Annotated in this window: 20 protein-coding genes; 8 read left to right on the forward strand and 12 right to left on the reverse strand. The window is 52.3% G+C overall.

The window, feature by feature from the left end:
* Positions 1–53 precede the first annotated feature (53 nt).
* The 7 genes from rsgA to HMPREF2981_RS07425 all read right to left on the reverse strand — a co-directional run bounded on the left by rsgA (position 54) and on the right by HMPREF2981_RS07425 (position 8,989).
* Entirely contained in the window at positions 54–1,196 is a 1,143-nt protein-coding gene (rsgA, locus tag HMPREF2981_RS07400) for a ribosome small subunit-dependent GTPase A (RefSeq protein WP_048779072.1), read from the reverse strand.
* Positions 1,175–2,593 carry a 3-phosphoshikimate 1-carboxyvinyltransferase gene (gene aroA, locus HMPREF2981_RS07405; RefSeq protein ID WP_083313893.1) on the reverse strand — a complete coding sequence of 473 codons (1,419 nt, stop codon included), beginning with the start codon at positions 2,591–2,593 and terminating at the stop codon, positions 1,175–1,177. The genes rsgA and aroA overlap by 22 nt, the downstream gene beginning before the upstream one ends.
* A 279-nt stretch (positions 2,594–2,872) precedes the next feature.
* Positions 2,873–3,163: a mycothiol system anti-sigma-R factor gene (gene rsrA / locus HMPREF2981_RS07410; protein ID WP_070620891.1), complete on the reverse strand. Its 291-nt coding sequence runs from the start codon at positions 3,161–3,163 to the stop codon at positions 2,873–2,875.
* Between the two features lie 36 nt (positions 3,164–3,199).
* Positions 3,200–3,841 (reverse strand): sigma-70 family RNA polymerase sigma factor, encoded by a 642-nt coding sequence (locus tag HMPREF2981_RS07415; RefSeq protein WP_004005002.1) that lies wholly within the window; start codon positions 3,839–3,841, stop codon positions 3,200–3,202.
* 200 nt (positions 3,842–4,041) lie between these two features.
* A complete protein-coding gene (locus HMPREF2981_RS11280; RefSeq protein ID WP_095343185.1) occupies positions 4,042–4,116 on the reverse strand; it encodes a 50S ribosomal protein bL37 in 75 nt (24 codons plus the stop codon).
* 197 nt (positions 4,117–4,313) lie between these two features.
* Positions 4,314–4,910: a GDSL-type esterase/lipase family protein gene (locus tag HMPREF2981_RS07420; RefSeq protein ID WP_013397390.1), complete on the reverse strand. Its 597-nt coding sequence runs from the start codon at positions 4,908–4,910 to the stop codon at positions 4,314–4,316.
* 239 nt (positions 4,911–5,149) lie between these two features.
* Positions 5,150–8,989 carry a multifunctional oxoglutarate decarboxylase/oxoglutarate dehydrogenase thiamine pyrophosphate-binding subunit/dihydrolipoyllysine-residue succinyltransferase subunit gene (locus HMPREF2981_RS07425; RefSeq protein ID WP_070662015.1) on the reverse strand — a complete coding sequence of 1,280 codons (3,840 nt, stop codon included), beginning with the start codon at positions 8,987–8,989 and terminating at the stop codon, positions 5,150–5,152.
* Positions 8,990–9,354: 365 nt separating this feature from the next.
* On the opposite strand from HMPREF2981_RS07425, the gene HMPREF2981_RS07430 reads away from it, so the two are divergent.
* The 5 genes from HMPREF2981_RS07430 (at position 9,355) to HMPREF2981_RS07450 (ending at position 14,859) form a co-directional block, all read left to right on the forward strand.
* Positions 9,355–10,707: a hemolysin family protein gene (locus tag HMPREF2981_RS07430; RefSeq protein WP_070662828.1), complete on the forward strand. Its 1,353-nt coding sequence runs from the start codon at positions 9,355–9,357 to the stop codon at positions 10,705–10,707.
* On the forward strand, positions 10,704–11,798 hold the full coding sequence (locus HMPREF2981_RS07435) for a hemolysin family protein (protein WP_070662018.1): 1,095 nt from the start codon (positions 10,704–10,706) through the stop codon (positions 11,796–11,798). The genes HMPREF2981_RS07430 and HMPREF2981_RS07435 overlap by 4 nt, the downstream gene beginning before the upstream one ends.
* A 158-nt stretch (positions 11,799–11,956) precedes the next feature.
* On the forward strand, positions 11,957–12,925 hold the full coding sequence (locus HMPREF2981_RS07440) for a metal ABC transporter solute-binding protein, Zn/Mn family (protein WP_238382283.1): 969 nt from the start codon (positions 11,957–11,959) through the stop codon (positions 12,923–12,925).
* A complete protein-coding gene (locus HMPREF2981_RS07445) occupies positions 12,926–13,912 on the forward strand; it encodes a metal ABC transporter ATP-binding protein (RefSeq protein ID WP_070662025.1) in 987 nt (328 codons plus the stop codon).
* Positions 13,909–14,859, forward strand: coding sequence for a metal ABC transporter permease (locus HMPREF2981_RS07450; protein ID WP_070662029.1), 951 nt, complete (start codon positions 13,909–13,911; stop codon positions 14,857–14,859). The genes HMPREF2981_RS07445 and HMPREF2981_RS07450 overlap by 4 nt, the downstream gene beginning before the upstream one ends.
* A 118-nt stretch (positions 14,860–14,977) precedes the next feature.
* On the opposite strand, the gene HMPREF2981_RS07455 is transcribed toward HMPREF2981_RS07450, so the two are convergent.
* The gene (locus tag HMPREF2981_RS07455) at positions 14,978–15,442 is read right to left on the reverse strand and encodes a Fur family transcriptional regulator (protein WP_070662032.1); all 465 of its coding nucleotides are present in this window, start codon (positions 15,440–15,442) and stop codon (positions 14,978–14,980) included.
* Between the two features lie 193 nt (positions 15,443–15,635).
* On the opposite strand from HMPREF2981_RS07455, the gene HMPREF2981_RS07460 reads away from it, so the two are divergent.
* The gene (locus tag HMPREF2981_RS07460) at positions 15,636–16,295 is read left to right on the forward strand and encodes an MBL fold metallo-hydrolase (RefSeq protein ID WP_070662034.1); all 660 of its coding nucleotides are present in this window, start codon (positions 15,636–15,638) and stop codon (positions 16,293–16,295) included.
* A 15-nt stretch (positions 16,296–16,310) separates the two neighbouring features.
* Positions 16,311–16,739: an HIT family protein gene (locus tag HMPREF2981_RS07465; protein WP_070662037.1), complete on the forward strand. Its 429-nt coding sequence runs from the start codon at positions 16,311–16,313 to the stop codon at positions 16,737–16,739.
* Positions 16,740–16,966: 227 nt separating this feature from the next.
* On the opposite strand, the gene budA is transcribed toward HMPREF2981_RS07465, so the two are convergent.
* Positions 16,967–17,782 (reverse strand): acetolactate decarboxylase, encoded by an 816-nt coding sequence (gene budA, locus HMPREF2981_RS07470; RefSeq protein ID WP_246825384.1) that lies wholly within the window; start codon positions 17,780–17,782, stop codon positions 16,967–16,969.
* 99 nt (positions 17,783–17,881) lie between these two features.
* Between budA and HMPREF2981_RS07475 the strand changes: the two genes are divergently transcribed.
* Positions 17,882–18,262, forward strand: a complete 381-nt coding sequence (locus tag HMPREF2981_RS07475) for a PH domain-containing protein (RefSeq protein ID WP_070662040.1) — start codon at positions 17,882–17,884, stop codon at positions 18,260–18,262.
* A gap of 131 nt (positions 18,263–18,393) precedes the next feature.
* On the opposite strand, the gene HMPREF2981_RS07480 is transcribed toward HMPREF2981_RS07475, so the two are convergent.
* The 3 genes from HMPREF2981_RS07480 to HMPREF2981_RS07490 all read right to left on the reverse strand — a co-directional run bounded on the left by HMPREF2981_RS07480 (position 18,394) and on the right by HMPREF2981_RS07490 (position 20,597).
* Complete coding sequence (locus HMPREF2981_RS07480) at positions 18,394–18,876, reverse strand: GNAT family N-acetyltransferase (RefSeq protein WP_246825385.1); 483 nt, start codon at positions 18,874–18,876, stop codon at positions 18,394–18,396.
* A 115-nt stretch (positions 18,877–18,991) separates the two neighbouring features.
* Complete coding sequence (locus tag HMPREF2981_RS07485; protein WP_070662048.1) at positions 18,992–19,858, reverse strand: GRP family sugar transporter; 867 nt, start codon at positions 19,856–19,858, stop codon at positions 18,992–18,994.
* A gap of 223 nt (positions 19,859–20,081) precedes the next feature.
* Positions 20,082–20,597: a nuclear transport factor 2 family protein gene (locus HMPREF2981_RS07490; RefSeq protein ID WP_048779053.1), complete on the reverse strand. Its 516-nt coding sequence runs from the start codon at positions 20,595–20,597 to the stop codon at positions 20,082–20,084.
* Between the last annotated feature and the right edge of the window lie 88 nt (positions 20,598–20,685).

Consider the following 20,685-nt stretch of genomic DNA (forward strand, 5'->3'; position numbering starts at 1 on the left):
CGTCAAATGTTACCGTGTGTGGTCTTAGGAACTTATGTACAGGATACGAGCGATTACACGAGTGCCCCAAGCTCTTTATCGGAATCAGCTTCTTCATCAGGAACAACCTGCAAAAGTTTTCGCAGCGAATCCAAACGCGCCGCGCCACTGGCCCCCGCTTTACCCGCCTGCACGTAAGTATTTATACCGCAATCTACCGCCTGAGCCGCATGAAGACAGCCCTTAGGGCAGTCCTGCTCGCCAGGAGCCAGATCGGGGAACGCCTGTACAACCTGCTCCGGCGGAACATGAGCCAGTCCGAAAGAACGTATACCCGGAGTATCGATAATCCAGGTTCCGGGTGGTACATGAAGCTCAGGCGTGGATACGGGCTGTAAGGCCAGAGCTGACGAAGACGTATGACGACCCCGCCCCGTAACGGCGTTAACGTGCCCAGTCGCACGGTCTGCACCAGTGAGTGCATTCACCAAAGTAGATTTACCGACCCCCGAATGCCCGAGAAGCACAGATACCTTACCCACAAGCTCTTCGAGAAGCTTATGAACGGGTGCATGCAGAAGACCCTCGGCTCCAGACTCACTTGGGGCTCGACCGTCAGCTGACCCCGAGAGTACAATTTTTAGCCCCGAGGCACTGTAATAATCGAGTAGTTGCTGAGGGCGAGAAACATCGGTTTTTGTAATGCACAAAATAGGCTCTATCCCGGCATCATATGCGGCAACGACGGCTCGATCAATAAAACCTGTGCGCGGCTGCGGATTCGCAGCAGCAACCACAATGACCAACTGGTTCGCATTGGCCACCACCACACGTTCGGTTGTATCTGTGTCATCGGCACTGCGGCGCAGTACCGAAGAACGCTCTCCCAAACGAACGATGCGCGCTAGGGTGTCTTTTGCGCCGGATATATCTCCGACTACATCCACAAAGTCTCCAGTGACAATGGGGGTACGGCGCAATTCGCGTGCCCGTGCCGCGATAAGAGTCCGCTCCTGTGGGGTGCCTTCATCGACAACTACTGACCACCGACCACGATCGACGGTGACGACGCGACCGCGTATAGCGTGCTTGTACCGGGGGCGTTCCTTAGTGCGGGGTCGAGAACCCTTTTTATTGGGGCGAACTCGAACGTCGGATTCATCCCACTCGTCGAAAGACCGGTTTCGGGATGGATTCACGAGCGCGCTCCTTCCCATTGCGAAAGCATTTTTTGCCAAAGCGCTGTGAATTGTGGAAGTGTTTTTGCGGTTGTCTGAACGTTTTCGATGCGCACTCCGGGTTCGTGAATTCCAATAACCGCCGCGAACGTTGCTACTCGATGGTCTTCATAGGTCTGTACCGTCACAGGAGAGTCTTGAGGCAGACGTCGAACGGGGCGAAGAATGCGAATACCGTCGGCTGTTTCTTCGGCAAGCCCGCCCAAACGGTTAATCTCAGCGACGAGAGCCGCGAGGCGGTCAGTCTCATGCCCACGCAGGTGCCCAATGCCAGTGAGAGTGCTCGGGGAGTCAAGAAGCGCAACGAGAGCGGCAACTGTGGGCGCGAGTTCGCCTGCAGTCTGTAGGTTAAACTCGACCCCGGAAAGCCGGGTTATCTCTTCGGGCCCGGTGACTGTGAGCGAACCATTAGAGAATTCAACGGCACCGCCTAAACGGAGCAGAATGGTACGCCACTCATCACCTCCCTGCGTTGTTCCGGGGGAACCGTCTGCTGTAGGAGCGGGCCAATCGGGAATAGTCACTGAGTTGCCCGTTACCATCGCAGCTGCAAGGAAAGGACCAGCGTTAGAAAGATCCGGTTCAACCGTGACATCAAACCCGGAAATAGTGCCCGGGAATACACGCCAAGCGTATTCACCAGCAACAGCTTCCGCGCGTACACCCAAGTCACGGAGAGTCTGCATAGTCATCTCAATATGAGGTACCGAAGGTATCGCGTTTCCCCGATGATGAATCGTTAACCCCTTAGGAAGCCTAGGCGCAATCAAGAGCAGAGCAGATATAAATTGCGATGAAGCCGAAGCATCAATAAAGATCTCTGCGGGAGTACCGGATGCGGCCGCAAGTCCGGGGGAATGCAGAGTGAAAGGCAAGGTATCTACGGAATCATTGCCCGATCGTTCAATACGCGCCCCTAGCTGACGCAGACCATCGCAGAGCGCCGCCATCGGCCGTTTGCGGGCTTGTGGATCACCATCAAAGTTGTAATCACCCGGAAGCAAAGCAGCAAGAGCGGGTACAAAACGCATGACCGTTCCCGCAAGTCCACAATCAATCTTTACCATTGGGGGAGCCGAAGCAAGATTTAGAGGGGTTATGAGAAGATCAGGACCAAACTCCGAACCTGTCTCGATACGCTCGAACTGGGCTCCGAGTGTCTCTAAAGCGGAAATCATGAGGGCTGAGTCTCGCGAGTGTAGGGGAGCACGCAACCGTGAGGGAGAATCAGCAAGAGCCGCGAGGAGCAGGTAACGGTTGGTGAGCGATTTGGAGCCGGGGATGCGCATCCGTGCGCTCATCCCAGGCGCACCCCGGTACGTGGGGGCTTCCCATGCATGTGCCATGGTATTTTGCGCCGTACTCAATTCGCTCATCGGTATAACTCTCTGCCTCCCATAATCTGTCTGGTGTTTGCGCTGGAACTCGCCGGTTCTCTGTACCTGAGGACGCTCTTCTTCGCGCCCATACACTTCAACCATTCTACCGGGTGGGTACCCCAAACGGGTGAGAATCCAGGTAAAACGGTGCATCATTTTTCGCGGTGAACACACAATATTATGCGGGTTTATAGAAGAATAGCGAGGAGAAACCCGGTAGTCGAGTTTTCTCCCCGCCGTAGTATGCCGCGAACTTAGACCAAAGGCGGTGAAGGCTTAGGCGCTCGCCGAACAAAATTCATCAATATGTTCCAAAAGCCTGGCTTTGAGGGATTCAGGTGCTTGCTCGTCACACGAAGATTTGATCTTCGCACGCAAAAGGACCTCAAGATCCTTCGCTTCGGCGCAATGCGAGCAAGCATCAAGATGCCTCTGAATTTCTTGTATTTCCTCAGCGGTGAGAGCACCATCAAGATATTCATAAAGGTTTTTGAGTGTTGTGGAACAGGGGTTGCCGCCACAATCTTCGGTAAGTGCCGTGCTATTCTCGGGTGTTTGTTCTTCCATAGCAGACTCCTTTCTTCCGAGTTTATAAAACTGAGTCTATTTCTTCTTCGCCGCTTTTGCTTCGACCTTTGCGATAGTCGAAGGGCGTAAACCATTCTCGCGAGCATAATCCAGTAATTTTTCGCGCAGAATGCGGCGTCCGCGGTGCAGCCGCGACATGACCGTTCCTAATGGAATATCCATAATCTCGGCGATCTCTTTATATGAGAACCCCTCGACGTCGGAGTAGTACACCACCATGCGGAAGTCTTCGGTGAGTGAAGCGAGAGCCTGCCGTACTTCGGTGTCCGGGAGCGCATCCAGAGCCTCCATCTCGGCTGAGCGTAGCCCTGAAGCATCATGAGCGCCCGCTTGGGCTAACTGCCAGTCTTCGACGGATTCCGTATGTGCCTGCTGTGGCTCTCGCTGGCGTTTACGGTACAGATTAATGTATGTATTGGTCAGAATACGGTACAGCCACGCCTTGAGATTGGTACCTTGCCTGTACTGGTGAAAAGAGGCAAAGGCTTTCGTATACGTCTCTTGAACGAGGTCTTCGGCGTCTGCCGAATTCCTGCTCATGCGTAAGGCAGCGGCATAAAGCTGATCGACGTATTGCATGGCATCTGCAGTGAAGCGCTCACGTAATTCACGAGGTGTGAGAGTCGCCGTCGCTTCTGCGGCGTTGGACTCGCTCATAGGTGCTCTTTTCTGTCGTGTAATGACTTTTGGGGGCCTGTGTACAGCATACCTTCGTGTGAGGCTTCGGGGAATGTAACGGCTCGCTCGAATGAATTATTCCCGGTATCCGCAGTACGATCATTAGCTGAAAGGCCAGATAATTCGATAAAGCAAAACCCCGGTGAAAGACCACCGGGGCTTACGTATAGCAAGATACCTTATGCGTTGGGGCGCTTACCGTGGTTTGCGCCGCCCTTACGACGGTCCTTGCGCTTACGACCGCGCTTGCTCATAGGAGCCTCCTTCAGAATTGTGAACCTCTGCTCAAAGAAAGCCAGCAAGGCTCTAAACTAACCGCCCCGAGTCTTAGCACAGGCTTAAACGCATAGGGCAACGCCGTCTATTTTTTCATAGAAACGGCTTGAATGCATCTTACCAACAGGCTGATGCGAAAAATATGGAGATCTAGATACTCTGTCTGCGTAAGATCTTACTGCTCGGGAAGGTTAAGCCAGCTGTACCAACCGCGGTGGAGCACAAGCCACGCCATGAGACCGTATCCAGACTGCCCCGGACGCCCATCATTAGCGGCCAGATCATTACGCCATTGTTCGTGGTGCAAAAGAGGGTTGAATGTATCGACATACACGTGATTACGACGGGTTACTACATCTGCATAAGCCGCCGAAAGATCAGCGATGCGACGGTTACGCTCCGGGTCGAGAGTTGGGGGAGGGCCCACCACAAGTACACGGATGCTGTTCTGAGACGCCATGTCTACCATATTGGCAAGATTCAAGCGTGAACGTGCACTAGTGAGTCCCAAATCAATGTCAAAAGTTGAGGGAGCTATGACCAAACGATTATCGGCACCGGGAAGGAACCTGCGGCGTGCCTCATCAAACCATCGAGTACTCAACTGCTCGCTTCCTTCATTCGGGGCTGCGAGATTATAGGCTGAAATGGATGCACTAGTTTGCGGGGTACGTGCCATCACGCGACCAAACCAACCTAGGGTGCGGGGGTCACCGACACCGGCGAGCAGGTCGTCTCCAACCGCTACAAGTCGAATATTGCGTTGCTCCACGGGGTTCTTTCTTCCGTTGATATCTTGCGTCTGCAGTACGTAAACGCTCTGTCCTTTTGTTTAAGCATAAGGTGTTCGAGTTATGTTTTCGAACTCCTCGAAAATTTTTGATCCAATCGTGATGAAAAATCCACTTGAGGCATAGGAAAAGCCCCATCACTACAGTCTTCCACAATCGCACGAGTTATAAAACTCGCTGTGAAGCTACGGTTGTGATGGGGCTTTACCCCACAAAGAATTTAGCCTTCGAAGACCTGCTTCATCAGTGCCTCAGCTTCAGCGGCATGGCGTTTACCCGTACCTGCTGCGGGAGATGCCGACGCAGGGCGGGACACCAAACGCATCCGGTAGTCAATAAGTGGCAGCAGGTTCAAAGCCATAAACGGCCACTGACCCTGGTTAGCGGGCTCATCCTGTGCCCATACAATATCGGTGGCGTTCGAGTACAAATCCAGCTGTGCCTTGACCTCTGCCTCGGGCAGGGGGTAAAGCTGCTCAACGGAGACGATAGCGGTTTTCGTATCACCGCGCTTTGCACGCTCAGCCTCAAGATCGTAGTAGAGACGACCAGAGACAAAGACTACACGCTCAACTTGAGCCGGAGTAACACCGGAACGATCACCAATAACGGGCTGGAACGATCCCTCCGTGAAGTCCTCAATTGAGGATGAGGCAGCCTTCAAACGCAAGAGCTGTTTAGGGCTAATAACCACAAGCGGCTTATACGGGCGGTGCTGTGCGTGACGACGCAACAGGTGGAAATACGATGCCGGGGTAGAAGGCACAGCAACCGTCATATTGTTTTCAGCGCACAACTGCAAGTACCGCTCTATACGTGCTGATGAGTGGTCCGGGCCCTGCCCCTCATAACCGTGGGGGAGCAGAAGAACCAGCGAAGAACGCTGACCCCACTTCTGTTCAGACGATGACACGAACTCGTCGATAATCGTCTGGGCACCGTTCGCAAAGTCACCGAACTGGGCCTCCCACACCACCATCGAATCGGGACGTTCAACCGAGTATCCATACTCGAAGCCTATGACACCGTACTCAGACAGAAGTGAATTGTAGATACGTAGCTTGCCCTGATGATCCGAGAGATGCTGCAGCGGTGACCATTCGTCATCGGTGAGATGATCATGCAGCACCGCGTGACGCTGCACGAAGGTACCGCGTTGAACGTCTTGGCCGCTCATACGCACATCGGTGCCTTCCATGAGCAGAGAGCCAAAGGCCAGAAGCTCGCCCATGCCCCAATTGACCTTGCCGTTTGTGCCCATCTCAACACGCTGTTCACACAGTTTCTTGAGCTTCTTGTGAACCGTGAAGCCCTCGGGAACTTCGCCGAATGCTTTTGCGATGTGCTCGAAGGTATCGCGAGAGATCGCGGTGTTACCGCCATGAACAATTTCGGTGCTCTGCTGAGAGGCCGGCAGCTCAAGCCCAGCGACATTGGGCGCCTCAGGAGCGGGTACGGCCGCCTGGGTCTCACTGAAGATCGCATCCAGCTTCGAGTGGTATGCACTCAATGCCTCATCCGCTTCTTCCTGGGTGATATCGCCGCGACCCACCAGAGCCTCTGCATATTTGGTACGGGTCGAAGGCATATTATCAATCACCTGGTACATCTTCGGCTGAGTCATCGACGGGTCATCAGCCTCGTTGTGACCACGGCGACGGTAGCAGAGCAAATCAATTACGGCATCGCGGCCAAAGCGCTCGCGATACTCGAATGCGAGACGACCTGCCCGAACTACGGCCTCGGGGTCGTCGGCATTTACGTGGAAGACAGGCGCCTTGGTCATCCGAGCAATATCGGTTGCGTTGGTGGCGGTACGGCCATCCTTCGGAGATGTCGTGAAGCCGATCTGGTTATTCACCACGATGTGTACGGTACCGCCGGTAGTGTAGCCACGTAGATTAGCCATCTGCAAGGTTTCCATGACGATACCCTGTGCGGCAAACGCGGCGTCACCATGAATCAAGATGGGCAGAATGGGATGACCTTCGATACCCTGGTCGTTAAGAACATCCTGCTTGGCGCGCACGATGCCTTCCAGAACGGTGTTAACAGCCTCCAAATGTGAAGGATTAGCAGCCAAATACACCTGAGTTTGCTTGCCTGAGGTAGAGGTGAACGTGCCCTCGGTGCCAAGGTGGTATTTCACATCGCCAGAACCACCTTCATATGGTGCCGCAGTACCGCTGAACTCACGGAAAATCTGGGCGTAAGACTTACCCGCGATGTTGGTCAGAACATTGAGGCGGCCACGATGCGCCATACCGATGGCGACCCCGTGCATATCATTATCTGCCGCCTTGTTGATGATCGCATCCAGCAGAGGAATGAGCGACTCTCCGCCTTCGAGTGAGAAACGCTTCTGACCCAGGTACTTGGTCTGCAGGAAGGTCTCAAAGGCCTCGGCCTCAACAAGCTTCTCCAGAACATGCATCAGACGTTCGCGGCTAGGCTTGCTGTATCCATGCTCCAGCTTCTCTTGGAACCATTCACGGGCTTTACGGTCTTCCATGTACATGTACTCGACCGCGAGAGTACCCGCATATGCCTCACGTAGACGCGCCAGAATAGTACGCAAAGGAAGCTGTTCTTTGTCGCCAAACCCTCCCGTAGGCCATACTCGATCCAGATCCCACAGAGTCAGACCGTAGCTTTCTACATTCAAATCGGGGTTTGAATGTAGCTGGTAGCCCACTGGGTTGGTGCGGGCGATAAGGTGACCGTGCACGCGGTACGCGTGGATAAGCTGCTGAATGCGGGCGACCTTAGAAACCTCAGTATCAGGATTGACCTGATTATCCTGGCTCCATCGAACAGGTTCGAAGGGAATTTGAATAGCCTGGAAGATTTCGTCATAGAATCCTTCGGCGCCTAAGAGGTAGCTCTCTACTATCTTAAGGAATTCGCCGGAACCAGCACCTTGAATAACGCGGTGGTCATAGGTGCTCGTAAGGGTAATAACCTTGGAAATAGCGTGCTGGGCTACCATCGTCTCCGCCACACCACGGAACTCAGCAGGGTATTCAAGAGCACCCACACCGATAATTGCGGCCTGCCCTTTCGAAAGACGAGGAACAGAGTGTACGGTACCGATACCGCCAGGGTTCGTGAGAGTAACCGTAGTTCCCTGGAAATCTTCCAGCCCAAGCTGACCTGCACGACCACGTTTGACGATATCGTCGTAGGCCTGCCAGAACTCCAAGAAGCTCAAGGTCTGTGCACCCTTGATATTCGGAACCACGAGGTTGCGGGAGCCATCAGGGCGGGGCAGATCGATAGCCAGACCGAAGTTCACGTTCGCATTGTGAATAGCAATCGGTTTGCCTTTTTCATCATGACCGTAGGTGACGTTCATTGAAGGCATGGCAGCGAGCGCACGAATAACGGCGTACCCAATGATGTGCGTGAAAGAAATCTTGCCGCCGCGGGTTCGAGCCAAATAAGCGTTGATGGCAGAACGGTTTTCAATCAGCAGCTTAGCTGGTACCGCGCGCACCGTCGTAGCGGTTGGAACGGTGAGCGAGTCTTCCATGTTGGCGGCAACGGCTTTAGCCGGTCCGCGTAGGGGCACAATTTTATCTTCTACAGGTTCCACGTTTTCTGCCTTTGATGAGGTTTTAGGAGCGGGTGATGCTGCCGACTTTATTGGTGCGGCAGGCTGAGGCTCCGGGGTAGTAATAGTAGTAATAGATGCTGCAGCGGCTGGAGCAGAAGGTATCGCCTCGGCTTTTTGGATAGCTGTTACCGGGGCGGAGGCCGCCGGAGTTCCTTGAAGGGCCTTATCAATGGACTTAAAAATGGGCCACCACGAAGGATCCACGAGATTTTTGTCTTGCTGATAACGTTCATATTGTTCTTCGACGAACCATTCGTTACCGGCAAATTCCTCAGGTACCAGGTGATCTGGCAGATTTGGCACTGTAAACGCCTCTTCCTTGACTGTGAATTTATCCGTCGCGTCCGGAGAAATCCGGCACAGACGACCCGCATCTTCGAGGGGCGAATCATCACGCTGAGTATAAGTTGGCTTTGTGTGTGCCTCTTCAAGTCTCGCACACATTGCGGACTGCAAGAGCTGCAACGCATCAAATACTCTATAACCTAGTTTAGTGAGAACTCACCCGAACTTTCCAGCTGAACCCGGCGGATACGGTGAGCTGTTCTTCACGGGAACACGCTTGTAGGAAGGCAAAACATGCCTTGAGGGTGGGTAAGTTCTGCGAGATATTGTACTCATGGGAGCTTATGCATCTCTGTTTTACATTGATATCTAAAGGAAAGCGTAGCGACCACTGCAAAATTGCCTTAAACATTCGCTAGAATATGGGCTATGGATGACCCCTTCAGTTACCTCAATACAGACTGTCGAATATTACACTTTTATGACGCTCGTCGTCCTGATGACGTTGGGTGCGCGGTGAGCGCATGAACTTTATACTTCTTGCTCTCGGCATCGCACTCATTCTAGGAACCGGTTTCTTCGTAGCTGTCGAATTCTCACTTGTGGCGCTTGAGACCGCGACCGTGTATCAAGAACGGGAAAAAGGTGATACTCGCGCTAACGCCGTTCTTCAATGCTTACGTACTCTCTCAACACAGCTTTCAAGTTGCCAAATTGGCATTACGATCACGACTCTGCTCACGGGGTACACACTCGACGCTTCCATTAATGCGTTAACCGCTGGATTTATCTCTTCGTGGGGTCTTCCTAGGGCTGTAACTTCCACCCTGACCCTTGTGCTTGCTATGGGAATTGCCACCCTGTTATCGATGCTCCTCGGTGAACTGGTGCCTAAAGGCCTTGCGATCGCTGAACCCTACCGGGTGGCGCGGCAAGTCGCGCCTGCGCAGCTTATATTTACGCGCATCATGAAACCTGCGGTCGTCGTGATGAACGGGTCTGCCAATAGAATTCTTCGTCTCTTCGGCATGGAGGCTCAGGAGGAACTTTCTGCTGCCCGCAGTCCCGAAGAGCTTTCGGCAATGGTGCGTCGCTCTGCGGAGCAGGGAACCTTGGATTCAGATACGGCTCGATTTGTGGATCGCACGCTTAGTTTTGCTGAACTTACCGCTTCCGAGGTGATGACTCCGCGAGGGCGGGTTACGATGCTCGAAGATACGGCGCCCGTAACAGAGGTTATAGAGCAGGCCCGTGCGACCGGGCATTCGCGTTTTCCTCTCTATCGTGGAGATCATGACAATATTGTGGGCGTTATCCATGTGAAGAAAGCTGTCGGGGTTCCAACCGATGTGCGTGAAACCCTGGAAGCCGGTGCATTGGCTGATGACGTGCTGCAGGTTCCTGAAACGCTGCACGTGGATGCGCTTCTTACTCAGCTGCGTGAAGGAGCATTACAACTTGCCGTCGTCCTCGACGAATACGGCGGAACATCGGGAATTGTGACTCTTGAAGACCTTGTTGAAGAGATTGTGGGCGAGGTATCCGATGAGCACGATCAAGGGCGAACGGAACGGCCTCTACGTTTTGGTAACGGCGACTGGGTGTTCTCAGGCTTGCGTCGCCCGAATGAGGTTAACGAATTTATCCCCGGTGTCATCGCCGAGCATCCTTCCTACGAAACCGTGGGCGGTTTTATGATGGAGCAGCTGGGGCGCATACCTGAACAGGGTGACCAGGTACCGATCCCTGGCGGTATTCTGCGCGTAGACCATGTTGAGGGGCGCCGGGTAGACCGCATCCGCTTTATTCCCGACAGCATCGGGGAAGGGCTCGTATCGCAGCCAGCGGTTTTGCAGAATCGGCAGGTGCGCTCATGAATGACTGGATAGCTATAGCACTCCTCGTTATTTTGCTTATCGGCAATGCATTTTTTGTCGCAGGTGAATTTGCCATCATGTCTACCCGCCGAGCCCAAATAGAGCCCCTAGCGGATGGGGGAAATAAACGCGCAAAAGTGGTGCTCTACGCACTGGAACACGTTTCTCTAATGTTGGCTACCTGCCAGTTGGGTATTACGATTTGTTCTCTGCTGATTCTGAACGTTTCCGAACCTGCTCTGCACCATCTGCTGGGGGCACCTTTAGAGTTACTTGGTCTTCCGCACGCCACGGTCAATATTCTTGCCTTCGTCGTTACCCTTATCGTGGTGACGTATCTGCACGTTATTTTTGGTGAAATGGTGCCGAAAAATGCTGCGGTTACTCTAGCAGCGCGCGGTATTGCCCTGTGGATTGTTCCTACGTTGGTACGGGTTTCGCATGTTTTTGCTCCCATCGTGGCGTTTCTCAACGGTATGTCAAACATGCTTTTACGCTGGATGCGGGTGGATATTAAAGACGAGGTCGCCTCTACCTTTACCCTAGGCGAGCTACAGTCTATCGTTGCCCAATCCACGGCAGAAGGCACCGTCGAGGACGATGCCGGCGTTATCGGCGGCGCTCTCGAATTTAGCGGGAAGCATGTTTCTGAGATTATGGTAAGTCGGGATAACGTGCATACACTGCCCTTTGGATGTACTCCGGCAGAGGTAGAACACGCCGTAGCACGCACCGGATATTCTCGTTTTCCTGTCCACGATGAAGCCGGAATCTATATGGGGTACCTGCACCTCAAGGATGCCTTAGACGTAGCCCCTGAACGCACAGATCAGCCCTTTCCCTGGTATAAACTGCGGTCTTTGACCGTTCTAACACCGACGACCGAAATTGACGATGCGCTCGCCACCATGCAGCAGAATCGCTCGCATCTGGCGCAGGTCGTAGACACTTCAGGCACATTATTAGGTGTGGTCTTTATGGAAGATGTGATCGAAGAACTTGTGGGCGAAATTCGTGATACGACACAGGACTCGAAGCGGCGTAAAGCCGGCACATCGCACTCTGAAGGGATAAGCCAAGATGAACAATAAAGAGTTGTTTATACGGTATATGGCGTGTTTTAGTGGTAATGCATTAGCAAACCCGGCGCGTCGTAATTGAAAATCGTTTTCACCTTGCGTAGCCTGGTAAAACTCGCTCGGAAAATATTCGCGCCGCAGTCGAAAGAAGAAATAACATGAAAAAACTCATGAGCACCATAACGGTATTGGCTGGAGTATCTCTCATGGTGAGTGGCTGCTCAACCGCTAACTCGGGTTCCAACGGGTCATCAGGCAACGACGGCGGGAAAGTAAAAGTTGTTGCAACCACTGACGTTTATGCCGATATTGTCAAGCAGGTGGGAGGGGACAACGTAGACGTTACCCCTATTATTGCGTCAACTAGCACTGACCCTCACTCCTATGAAGCAACCGCAGCAGACCGTGTTAAAACGAAGGACGCAGGTCTTGTTGTCGTCAATGGAGGCGGCTACGACCAGTTCCTTGAAGATATGGCAGGCAAAGACAATAGCTCACAGAAGGTTGTCAACGCTGTCAAGCTGAGCGGGAAACTAACTGACGGCGAATATGATCATCTCGCCGAAGACCACAAGGACGGTCATCATGACCATGAAGACGGTGAAGAACATAAACACGCCCACGAGTTTAACGAACACCTCTGGTACGACTTCGACACCATGAAGAAAGTTGCCACCGAAGTAGCAGAAGACTTGGCACAGCTGGATTCCGCACATGCAGACTCTTACCGCGAAAATGCTAAGAAACTCGGCACAGAACTTGATACTCTGGACTCCTCAGCGAAGAAGATTGACGGCAAAGGCAAGAAATATATTTCGACTGAGCCCGTGCCCGATTACCTGATCGCCTCCACGGGAGCCGAGAATGCAACCCCTGAGGAGTTCGCGGAATCAATCGAAGCTGAGAAAGACGTTCCGGCACTTGTGCTTAAGGAAACCCAAGATTTGGTGACTGAGAAGCAGGTCTCCCTGGTGGCATACAATGAGCAAACCGAAACCTCACAGACCAAAGAGGTGCTTCAAACGGCTAAAGATGCGGGGGTTGCCCACGTTTCCTTTACCGAAACTCTCCCCGAAAACACCGATTACCTATCGTGGATGAAGACTAACGTTTCAAATCTCGAAAAGGCACTTTCCTAAGTGAAAAATACGACACCATCAGGCACCCCCGCGATAGAAATACGCGGGGGTAACCTCGCTTTTGGAACCCGTACCCTTTGGAATGACCTCAACCTGTCCATTGCTCAAGGAGAATATTTCGCGGTCCTTGGGCCGAACGGTTCCGGAAAATCTACATTCCTCAAAGTAGCCCTCGGACTCACCGCGATGAACACCGGCACAGTCTCTGTTCTGGGCAAGCCAGCCCGCGCCGGAAACCCCGGCGTAGGCTACATTCCCCAGCAAAAAGCAATCGACCCATCAACCCCGATGCGTGCCCGCGACCTCGTTGGCTTGGGCATCGACGGCCACCGCTGGGGAATCCGGTTGGGCAGCAGAAAGTATCGTGCAAAAGTCAATGAACTCTTAGAGGCCGTCGGCGCTTTAGAATACGCCAATGTTCCGGTTGGTCTGCTCTCAGGGGGCGAACAGCAACGACTGCGCATAGCCCAAGCTCTCGCGAATAACCCCCAAATGCTGCTTGCTGATGAAGCTCTTCTCTCTCTCGACCTGAACCATCAATACGCGGTTGCTGATCTGATTCATCGGTTTAACCGCGATCAGGGTGGCTCTGTTATCTTCGTAACTCACGAGATTAACCCCATCATTGAGCATGTTGATCGCGTCTTATATCTCGCCAACGGGCGATTTACCGTAGGAACTGTACCCGAGGTCATGAACAGCGAAACCCTGAGCGATCTTTATGGCACCCCCATCAACGTGCTGAAATCCAACGGTCGCTACGTTGTAGTAGGGGAGACCCATGCCAGCGACCATTGCCATGTGGTAGGTGGGGAGCAGAACCTTCATGGTGCGCATCAGGACCTTCGAGAAATTGCAGTCGAGACGGATCATGATGCATCCTCGGGCAAACCGGTCAAAACCGCGAGCGCGGCGGGTGCCCTAGAAGATTCTTCTAATACTACGAAATATCACGCCGAGCACAAGGGCGGAGGGACACCCCAATGATTCTTTCCACAGTAATCTCTCCGGTGCTTGCGGCAAGCCAGCAACAGAACGATTTACTCTCGCGGATTTTCGTTTTCGACCGATACAGCGAACTAGTTCAGCTGTTGCAGAACTCTATTCTTGCGGGTGCAATCCTCGGTATTATCGGCGGTTTCGTCGGCATGTTTGTTATGATGCGCGATCATGCCTTCGCCGTGCACGGTGTATCTGAAATGTCGTTTGCAGGTGCCGCGCTGGCACTTCTGCTGGGGTACGATGTCATTACTGGGTCAATGATTGGGTCCATTATCTCCGCCTTGCTGATCGGCATGATGGGCGTGAAGAAAAGCGAATCAAACTCGGTCATTGGTGCCCTCATGCCCTTTGGCTTGGGTTTAGGCATTCTCTTTCTCTCGCTCTACCAGGGCAGGAGCGCCAATAAATTCTCGCTTTTAACCGGTCAGATTGTTTCGGTTGACGGCGATCAGCTGAACGCTATGATCGCTGGAGCCATCGTAATTATCGCAATCCTGACTCTCGTCTGGCGGCCACTGAGCTTCGCCTCACTAGACCCCGAAGTGGCCCAGGCAAAAGGTGTTCCCATGCGTACCCTATCTTTGGTTTTCATGGTGGTTCTGGGTATCGCTGTAGCGCTTTCGGTTCAGGTCGTTGGCTCCCTACTGGTGCTGGCCCTCTTGATTACTCCGTCTGCCGCGGCACTTCAGGTAACCGCATCCCCGCTTAAAGCGCTTATTCTCTCGGTGATTTTTGCGGAACTAGCTATTGTGGGCGGTATTTTGCTTGCGCTTGCTGGTTCGTTACCGATCAGTCCTTATGTCACCAGTGTATCCTTCGTAATTTATCTTATTTGCCGCATTATTGGTGGAATTAGGAGGCGGCACAGTGCATCGGGTCGCATCGCCCGTCAGACACAAGGGGATGCACATCATCACCCTGCGAGCGTCTAGTAGCGGCTCTTTCTAGAGAATCTTAAAGTCTGTTGCCCACAACTCTTGGTTGAGTTGTGGGCAACAGACTTTAAGAGTAGCGCATACTCTGCGGGATGAACCAGGATTCAGGTCTTATTTACTGGTGCCCCGTCAACCGATTTTCTTCATCACGGAGTTCCAGAGTGCATTCAGGGCAGTAGCCGGTAACTTCAACTACATGCTCCAATTCCGAGAACCCGTATTTTTTCCCCATATCAAGAGCCCAATCCTCAATAGCGGGTGCCTCAAGCTCCACGGCCTTACCGCAACGGCGGCATAGAAGATGATGATGGTGCGTATCGCCTTGACAATGACGGTAAAGTGACTCGCCTTCGACACCCTTCACGACATCCAGTTCTCCCGAATTAGCGAGAGACTGGAGCACACGATAGGTCGTCGCCAAAGACACCTGTTCTTTACGGTTAGCTAGGGTGAGGTGCAAATCCTGCGCCGAAATAAAATCGCCCAGTTCGGCCATCGTGGCCTTGATAATGCGGCGCTGCTTGGTGTTGCGCGCCTCTGCCTGTTTCACGATCTTGCGGACGGGAATATGAGTATCCAAAACATAACCTTCCGGGTGGGGCACACCCAAGTAGTATGCGGGTTTGTGAGCCTTTTTAATGACTCTACACTAAAATTTTGCATATCAAGTGCGAGTTATTAATTCTCTCACGTGGTGAAAATTCTAGATTACCCTGTAGTTAGCCATGGTACAGCACTAGAGCAGGCTCGATTCTGGCGAGTAGACTGGAACCATGGAACTGACAAAATATACCCATTCAAGTGTGCGGATGGAGCACGACGGTCATGTACTAGTGTTTGACCCCGGAAATTTCGCGCCTGAGGGAGAACATGCTCAGCTGCTTGATGGCGCGGACTACCTCTTGATTACACACGAGCATCCCGATCATTTCGATGCCGATCGTGTGCTGCCTTTGATCGCCGAAAAGCCACAGTTACATATTTGGGCGCCGCGAGCTGTCGCAGAGAAAATTCTTGATACCGCGCCAAAAGCCCACATCACCGTTGTATCGGCAGATAGCGAATTTTCGGTGCCCGGTTTTGATGTACAGACCTTTGGCGGTCAGCACGCGCTGATTCACCCTCTGATCCCTACGATCGCCAATATTGGATACCTCATTAACGGTGTTGTGTACCACCCCGGTGATTCCCTCGTGGTGCCACATGGTGCGAAAGCTCCTCATGTGTTGGTGCCGGTGCACGCGCCCTGGAGCAAGGTTCAAGAAGTTATCGATTTTGTGATCGCGGTGGGAGCACGGCATGCGTACCCCATTCACAATGGCATGATTAATGAGAATGGTACGGGAATTATCGAGGGTTTGATTACTACCTTTAGCAACAAGTACGGTACCGAATATTCGCATCTAAACCCCGGTGACACGGTCAAGCTCTAGATTTTGGAGGATAGAGTGAGCAGTATTTTTACCAAGATTATTGACGGCGAGATTCCGGGCCGTTTTGTCTGGAAAGATGAGAAATGCGTGGCGTTTATGGATATTCAGCCGGCATCGCACGGGCATCTGCTTGTGGTTCCGCGTGAAGAGATTGACCGTTGGCCTGAGCTGCCGGCGGAGCTTGCGGCGCATCTTTTCGCAGTAGCGCATAAGATTTCCGGTGCTCTAGATCGAGCTTTCGATAAAGACCGGGTGGCGCTTATGATTGCCGGGTTCGATGTGCCACACACGCATATTCATCTGTTCCCAGCGGATAGTATGGCGGAATATGACCCAGCGAATGCGCTCGCTAACGTGACTGTCGAGGAACTGGATGCTGACGCGGATGCGGTGCGTACCGCCTTGCGTGACCTCGGGCACGGCGACTTTGTGCCGGAGGCTTAGGAGAGCCTGATCCTCTTAATATTCCGTTTCACCACAGACATGGAAAAGTGCCTTTATTCAGATAAAGGCACTTTTCCATGTCTGTGGTGAGCATGATGTACAGCTTGCCCCTCAGCGGTACGCTTTGAACGGTGCATGCTGCCCTGTTGTTGCTGCTGTGAAACAGGTAAAAGCCTCCGCATACTCGCAAAAAAGTATTCGGAGGCTCGCCCTCGCCGTAGGTAGGTTTAGTGTTTTTCCGCCTTTGAGATCTGATCTGCCAAATCTTCGGGGGAGAGGTTGGCGGAAGAGAACTCGGGAGTCAGCGGCAGATGCAGCTGTAAACCGGTACCGGGGCAGATTTCTACGTTTGCTGACTTTAATTTGAAATCGACTACATGTCCGCCATGAGTACGGTCATCGTCAATAAAGTGGGCGTGGCACCCCGGAACGGAAATGCCCTGCTCATAGATGGGGGTACGGAAACCCACAATCGTTCCTGTCAGATTATCGAACTGAACGATATCCTCATTCTCGGTTGCATCCACCATCTTCGGGTAGGGCTTTTCCTGCTTGACCACGGTACGAGTACGAACCCACTCAAACTCGCCATAAATCTTGATAGCGTACATGTAGTTCTTTGACACCGTAAAATTATCGAGAACCTGTGAGGTGGAGGTGCGCAGCATGTTTTGCGGAAGCTCACGACGGATCATGGGTACGAAGTTTGTGACCACTGCATATGGGGTTCGATCAGTAAGCTGGGGGATAGAAACCGAGCCGTCATGGCGCACCTGGTAACAATCGCCGTCGAGCACCACCATCTCCCCATCAAGACCGTTAAAAGTTCCTACCCCAAAGTTACCGTGGCTCAACAGTTCACCAATTGTCATTTCGCCATCGTACACACCGTCGAGCAACTGAGACATAAGACCGGTCTGGAAGACCTCGTTACGGAATACGGTTTCGCCATTGAGCTGAGTCGGCTGATATGCCATCGTTTTGCCTTCTTTCCTATCCATGCGCGCTATCAAAAAGCCAACAGGCGCGTCCTTCTCTTCCATATTCTACGCTTGCTTCTGGATGCTCACGACATAGATTGAACTTCGGCGAGAACGCTACGGTATGATACTGATAAGCTCACTCATGTCATAGGAGATATTTTGGAATCATCATTACACTCTATTGCTGCTTGGACTTTCATAGGCGAGTGCTCCATTCCGCAAGATGCTCTTGACCTGATGGTGCCAGGGGAAGAACCAATTATTGCGTATAAGACTTTTCGAGACGCAGCAATTTTTACGACGAAGCGTTTAATCGTGCGTGACTCTCAGGGGCTATCGGGTAAGAAAGTAGAAATGTATTCTCTGCCCTATAGCTCTATTAACATGTGGTCATCGGAGAACGCTCGGGGTCTATTCGATACTAACGCTGAACTTGAATTGTGGACCCGAGCAGGCCACATCAAGATTAAAGTTGGGCGAGGCACCGATATTCGTAAACTTGATCGGCTTATCGGTGCGTGCGTTCTAGGGACGCAGTAGAAAGCTTGATGGAGCCTACCGCTCGATCTCTAGTACCATGTCGAGATGCTCAATCCCGGCTTCTTGATAAAGGGGCACCACGAACCTTAAACCCTGCAGCCTCGTAGTAAGAGTTTTTGCAGGTACGGTGGTTAGCGCTGTAGATCGAGCACCATCTCGACATGCTCGATTCCAGACTCCATGTAGTGCTCACCGCGCTCAACAAACCCCTCAGGACTGTAGTAGGTATCTTTCAGATATGCTTGAGCGGCGATCACGATTTCTTTTGCGTCCGTGTTATTCCGGATCCATTCCAAGGCTGCGTGTAAAAGCTTACGTCCCAGGCCGGTACCACGTGCATCTGGGTGAACTGCCACACGACCGAATGTCCATGCGCCCGGAATGTAGCGGTGGCGTGCATCCTGAACCTTCTCAAGATCGAATAGACGCAGATACGCGAGCACTTTTCCCGAATCGTCCTCATTCACCATATGGATGCATTCGAAATCAGCGTCATCAGGCTCCTGATCAGTTGATTGCTGACCCACTGTGAACACCAGCGAACGAATAATATGAATCTGCTGCAACTCGTGAGCGGTCAGCTCGTCAAAATGCTTGACGATGAATTTGGACACGGGCTCTCCTGCGTTAGTCATATCGGTGAAAAGACAGTTCTCATTATTCTAACGTGACGTGTACGAATCACACGAAATCTAGAGAATATACGGTGAGAATGTGCGGCGTGTACAGCTAAAGCGTACCAATAAGAACGCCGCCAATAACTACGAGGGCGAGTCCTCCTAACACATACAGCAGCTCCAGCCGCGTTTTCTTCTCTCCCAGTAGTAAGATACTGCCCAGAGTGGAGATAATAACGTTCATCTGTGAGAGTGTAAACCCGCTGGCAACACCGTTGCGATGAGGCTCAATAGACACTAGGTAGGCTAACGCAGCACCCGAGAAAATCACGCCACAGATAATGTTCTGTAAAGACTTCTTATCCCAAGGGCGGGTACCGTCACGGGTCAGCATAGACATCGTGATAGCTGCTACCACCATACCCACTGATTGGGGCAGGAATTTATACCACCCGTCTACACTCACGTAGTTGGGAAAGAATGAATATCCGACATATCCGATGGTAGAAATTAAGAGTGTGATAATACCGGCCCGCATATTCCCGCCAGACTGTGGGTCAGGATTCTCTTGCTTCGTGGTCATCCAAATACCGATGATAATGAGAGCCAGAGCTACGGCCCCAATTACTTTAGCTTGAACGGTACCCCAGTCACCGAACGCCACCACGCCCATCAGCGAAGTACCTACCAGCTGCATACCAGTTGATAAAGGCATGGTTTGAGAAACACCGATCTGGGTAAATGCGCGATATTGGTTCATCTGCCCGAACGCCCAGCTTGCCCCTGAGAGGAAGCACAGAAAAAATGCCCAAGCGTCAAGGCGAATCGGGAAGAAAAGCAGGGAAGTGGCAATACCCATGAGGAGCACGCCCATCGTGGTACCCATAATTTGCTGAGTCGGTTTACCGCCGATTTTAGATACGCACAGCGGCAGAATGCCCCAGAATAGTGCGGGTATAAGACCGATAAGGATATTCATGGAAATTATTTCCTTAGGTATTATGAGAACACAGAATATACAGCTTTTCTGTGGAAAGAATAGTAAATTACCATTTTAGAAACGTCTATAACGCGGTAAGCTCACTCCAGCTTATCTTGTTTTTATAAGATTCGAGTCCGGCAGGTAGGCATCCTGTTTGAGATCTTAAAGCAGAAGATGCCCTCCTTGCATAAGGGCATCTTTAGGATAGTTCGGTCGAGTTTTAAGACCATAGGGAGGCGACAGTCTTCGTAAAGTGCGTACCATCGGGGTGTATCTGCGATACAAGTTGGAGATTCCAGGTTCCATCGCTCCCATTAATATTTGCGGTCGTGCGCGTGCGTGCTACGAGCTGAGCTCCATTGTCACTTCGTTCCACGCGAGCAGATACTACCTCAATATTGCTGTAGGACATAGTTTTGTCGGCAACCGACTGTACCCACTCATCGCGAGTCTGGATCTGGCCTGTGATGTGGGTGAGTGTAGCATCCTCAGTGAGAGTGGAACGGAGAGACTCGGCGTCAGCATCCATCATCGCCATAAACATACGCTCTTGTGTACGAATAGGCTGTTCATCGGAACCTGTATAGGGCTCGCCTGGTGCAGAGGGTAATAGCTGGTCATTCTTATATAGTGCTTCATCGGACGACAGCGAGCTGGAAGCGCAACCTACGAAAGTTGCACCTGCTGTAAGACCAGCTGATAGACATACAGTACGGCGTGATAGTACATGCGACACGTCAAACTCCTTTAGAACGTGGAGGCAGTAATCCCCTAAGAACTTACTTGCGGCTTCATCATACGTGAAGGTTAAGCCTTAATTCCAG

Source organism: Rothia sp. HMSC069C01, assembly GCF_001814655.1.
Classification (GTDB): domain Bacteria; phylum Actinomycetota; class Actinomycetes; order Actinomycetales; family Micrococcaceae; genus Rothia; species Rothia dentocariosa.

Coding starts and splice junctions, on each gene's coding strand:
- HMPREF2981_RS07430 (WP_070662828.1), top strand. CDS start 9,355: ATGAACTTTATACTTCTTGCTCTCGGCATCGCACTCATTCTAGGAACC.
- HMPREF2981_RS07435 (WP_070662018.1), top strand. CDS start 10,704: ATGAATGACTGGATAGCTATAGCACTCCTCGTTATTTTGCTTATCGGC.
- HMPREF2981_RS07425 (WP_070662015.1), bottom strand. CDS start 8,989: ATGTGTGCGAGACTTGAAGAGGCACACACAAAGCCAACTTATACTCAG.
- HMPREF2981_RS07440 (WP_238382283.1), top strand. CDS start 11,957: ATGAGCACCATAACGGTATTGGCTGGAGTATCTCTCATGGTGAGTGGC.
- budA (WP_246825384.1), bottom strand. CDS start 17,782: ATGGAAGAGAAGGACGCGCCTGTTGGCTTTTTGATAGCGCGCATGGAT.
- rsrA (WP_070620891.1), bottom strand. CDS start 3,163: ATGGAAGAACAAACACCCGAGAATAGCACGGCACTTACCGAAGATTGT.
- HMPREF2981_RS07460 (WP_070662034.1), top strand. CDS start 15,636: ATGGAACTGACAAAATATACCCATTCAAGTGTGCGGATGGAGCACGAC.
- rsgA (WP_048779072.1), bottom strand. CDS start 1,196: ATGGGAAGGAGCGCGCTCGTGAATCCATCCCGAAACCGGTCTTTCGAC.
- HMPREF2981_RS07415 (WP_004005002.1), bottom strand. CDS start 3,841: ATGAGCGAGTCCAACGCCGCAGAAGCGACGGCGACTCTCACACCTCGT.
- HMPREF2981_RS07485 (WP_070662048.1), bottom strand. CDS start 19,858: ATGAATATCCTTATCGGTCTTATACCCGCACTATTCTGGGGCATTCTG.
- aroA (WP_083313893.1), bottom strand. CDS start 2,593: ATGAGCGAATTGAGTACGGCGCAAAATACCATGGCACATGCATGGGAA.
- HMPREF2981_RS07450 (WP_070662029.1), top strand. CDS start 13,909: ATGATTCTTTCCACAGTAATCTCTCCGGTGCTTGCGGCAAGCCAGCAA.